At 50.4% G+C, this 1,692-nt stretch carries 2 protein-coding genes; both read left to right on the plus strand.

The annotated features are described in order from the left end of the window. A partial coding sequence (locus V6D20_16980; protein ID HEY9817475.1) for a hypothetical protein occupies positions 1-276 on the plus strand: 276 nt, incomplete at its 5' end. A 256-nt stretch (positions 277-532) separates the two neighbouring features. After that, positions 533-1,357 carry a peroxiredoxin-like family protein gene (locus V6D20_16985; GenBank protein HEY9817476.1) on the plus strand — a complete coding sequence of 275 codons (825 nt, stop codon included), beginning with the start codon at positions 533-535 and terminating at the stop codon, positions 1,355-1,357. Positions 1,358-1,692 lie beyond the last annotated feature (335 nt).

The following is a 1,692-nucleotide window of genomic DNA, read 5'->3' on the forward strand; positions in this document are numbered from 1 at the left end:
ACTAAGGTGTCGGTGTGCTTCTCCTTTGAAGGCATTGGGGCAAAAGCGATTGAACTGGATCTATCTGATGCGATCGTGACTGAAAAAGGTCGCACGCAGTATACCCTCAAGTGGGTTGGTACGCCTGATGAGGCTAAGCTAACTCCTGGATTCTATGCGATCGCGGCTGTAGCTACGGTTGGCCCTATCGACCACCCCTGTGCGCCCAAGTGTGCTTTTGGGTTTGGTTATATTGCTAAGGTGCTTCTGCAAATTTATAGCGCCTTCGAATGCTAAGCCAGCTCAATGACAACAGAAGCTGTGTAGCCCTCCTGCTGTTGTCTTAGCTAAATGAGCGACTTGAGGAGGGATATGTATCGTTCCTCCTCTTTCTGTCCCACAGAGCCATTGATATCTCCTAACTCATATCCGTTGAGCAATCGCTGAGGTGACTGCTCAACGGATTTTGTTGGTGAACGCTAGTCAAAACAGTATAGAGAGGTTGATGGGATACTTATGCTACACTCAACATCAAGGTCTAATCTATGTGAATATGTCTGTTTCAAGCCAAGTTCCCAGCGAATCTATCGATCTATGGACGCTGTTCCACGAGAGATCCCATCTGCGTGTCAGTGATGGAGCGGCTGTTCCGTTATTGGGGGATTGTGAATCTGCCCCCTATGTCCTCATTCTTCTCTGGCCCCAGTTAGGCGATTTTGATAGTTTAGAATATGCCTGGTGGCTGCAACGGGATGCCCAACGGCTGCAGGATCTAGGAGTGGCGGTGCGTGCCATGGGCATTGGCGATCGCAACTCTGGGCAACGATTTTGCACCTATACGGGGTTTCCGGCAGATTGTTTATGGGTAGATCCCACGGCAAGCCTACATCAGCACATCAAGCTGTACCCTGGACTTTCTCTCAAACCACCAGGATTATCCAAAGGTCAGCGAGCCTGGCTGAACCTCTTGCTGATGTGTGCAGGCATTGGTAGCCCTGGTACCTTAGCTGAAGTGTTCCGTGGTTATCGGGGCGATCGCCAAGCCCCGCAGCTCATTGATGATGATCAAGTAGTTCATGCAGTTCCGCTGCCACCGTTGAGAGGTTCTTGGTTTCAGTGGGCGGGAGGGCAAGGGTATCAGCGCCCTTTTGAGTTGGCGACCCTGCGGCTCCGCAATATGGCGGAAGCTCTAGGACATTGGACGACCTACGTACCCAATGCGGCCTATTTAACCCAGCGGGGGGGAACGTTTCTTTTTGATACCCAGGGGCATATGCTCTATGAACATCGCGATCGCGCCATCTTAGGTTTTTCTGAAACGATGGGCAATCCGCTTGATTTTCTCTCGACGTTATCGCAGGATAAGACTGATTCCTAGGTGTTGCTGCATTGGAGTATAACTTTCTAGCTTAGAGCCCTGCCATTTTATGCAGAACGTTTCAAAATCATTCTGCTATTCAGCAACCCCCAGCACGATGAATATCATTTATCCTACCGTTTAGATGAGGTTGAGGGTTTGGCGCAGTCGAGTTTGGTCACGACTGCTGACCGGCGTTGCTGAATAGCGGTATGATTCCGCAGCATGCTGCATGGAGCTTCAGATCCTGTAGCTAGAGGGTCATCTCTCAGTTCAGCAACACCGAAATTTGAACCAAAATGGCTTCAGTACTACCAAGCCGTTCAAGGTCGTCCACCACGAGCAACCTTGGTGCA

It is taken from the genome of Candidatus Obscuribacterales bacterium, assembly GCA_036703605.1.
GTDB lineage: Bacteria > Cyanobacteriota > Cyanobacteriia > RECH01 > RECH01 > RECH01.

Bases quoted from the DNA above. Each gene is read 5' to 3' on its own strand.
- V6D20_16985 (HEY9817476.1), top strand. From the start codon at position 533: ATGTCTGTTTCAAGCCAAGTTCCCAGCGAATCTATCGATCTATGGACG.